This window comes from Streptomyces sp. LS1784 (assembly GCF_020103755.1).
Taxonomy (GTDB): domain Bacteria; phylum Actinomycetota; class Actinomycetes; order Streptomycetales; family Streptomycetaceae; genus Kitasatospora.
The window spans coordinates 830-2293 of sequence record NZ_JAHSQD010000887.1 but is presented as its reverse complement, the minus strand read 5'-3'; the positions used below and the strand labels follow the sequence as shown (position 1 = coordinate 2293).

Below are 1464 nucleotides of genomic sequence, written 5' to 3'. Positions count from 1 at the left end.
GGCGCGGCGCTCGCGGCGGCGGCCGGCCAGTCCCGGACGCTCAAGCTCGGCACCGGCGGCACCGACCAGCTCCCGCCGCTGCCCGTCAACCTGGTCAAGGCGATCGCCTGGCAGGAGAGCGGCTGGCAGTCCGGCATCGTCGCCTGCGACGGCGGGATCGGCACCATGCAGGTCATGCCGAACACCGTCAGCTGGATGAACGGCAAGTTCGGCACCACCTCGGACCCGGCCACCCTCACCGGGAACGTCCAGCTCGGCACCCAGCTGCTCGACTGGCTCGTCGCCTACTACGGCGACTCCTCCTTCGGCGGCAAGTACGAACTCTCCCCCGACCCGGCCACCGGCAAGACGCCGCTGCTCGACCTGGTCGTCTCCGCGTACAACGCGGGCGCGGGCAACGTGCACTACAACGCCGTCACCGACCCGGCCACCGGCGAGGTCGTCGGCAGCCTGTCCATTCCCAACCCGGCGTACGTCGCCAACGTGAAGGCCCTGATGTCCAGCCAGCCATGGAACAAGGCCGGCTGACGCCAGGGCACCACCAAAACACGACAGGGCCCGGGACGCATGACCGCGTCCCGGGCCCTCGGCCTTACGGCCGTACGTCGTCAGCCCCGCGCGGCGGCGACGGCGGCGCCCAGCGCCTCCTTGATCCGGGGGCCGAGGCGGGCGAAGCCCAGCTCCTTCATGGCCGCTCGCAGCAGCTCCTCGTCCGTCCGCTCGACACCGTCGCCGTCCACCCACCGCACGACGGTGAGCAGCTCGTCGGCGGAGTAGGCGGTCACGGGGCGGCCGGGCGTGAAGTCCGGCTTCGCGGGACGGGCGTCGGCCTCCGGCTCGGCGGCGGGAGCCTCGGCAACGGCGGCGGGCTCGGGCTCCGTCTCGACGGCGAGCTCCTCGGCAGCGGCGGCGGGCTCGGGCTCCGTCTCGACGGCGAGCTCCTCGGCCTCGACCACAGGCGCCTCCACGGCAGCCTCGGCCGCAGGCTCCGTCACCTCGACGGCAACAGCCTCGGACCCGGCGACGGGCTCCTCGCCGGCGACCGCCTCGACGACGGGCTCGGGCTCGACCTCGGCAGCGACCTCGACCACCTCGGCCTCAGCCACCTCCGCCTCGACGGCAGGCTCGTCAACCTCAGCCGCAGGCTCCTCGACAGCGGGCTCCGCCACGACGGCCTCAGGCTCGACCTCAGCCACCGGCTCGGCCTCGACCTCGACAGCAAGCTCAGCAACCTCGGCCGCAGGCTCGTCGGCCTCGACCACCGGCTCCGTCACCTCGACGGCAACAGCCTCGGACTCGGCGACGGGCTCCTCGCCGGCGACCTCCTCCGCGACGGTCTCGGGCTCGACCTCGGCAGCGACCTCGACCACCTCGGCCTCAGCCACCTCCGCCTCGACGGCAGGCTCGTCAACCTCAGCCGCAGGCTCCTCGACAGCGGGCTCCGCCACGACGGCCTCAGGCTCG

The 1464-nt window shown here is 73.4% G+C and carries 1 protein-coding gene and 1 pseudogene; one reads left to right on the top strand and one right to left on the bottom strand.

All coding sequences use genetic code 11. From position 1 onward, the window contains the following. Positions 1 to 528: lytic transglycosylase domain-containing protein (locus KS423_RS43840; protein WP_224285271.1), on the top strand; the 528-nt coding region annotated here is incomplete at its 5' end. Between the two features lie 80 nt (positions 529 to 608). Here KS423_RS43840 and KS423_RS43835 read toward each other — a convergent pair. Continuing rightward, positions 609 to 1464 (bottom strand): annotated as a pseudogene (locus KS423_RS43835) (hypothetical protein); the annotation flags it as partial.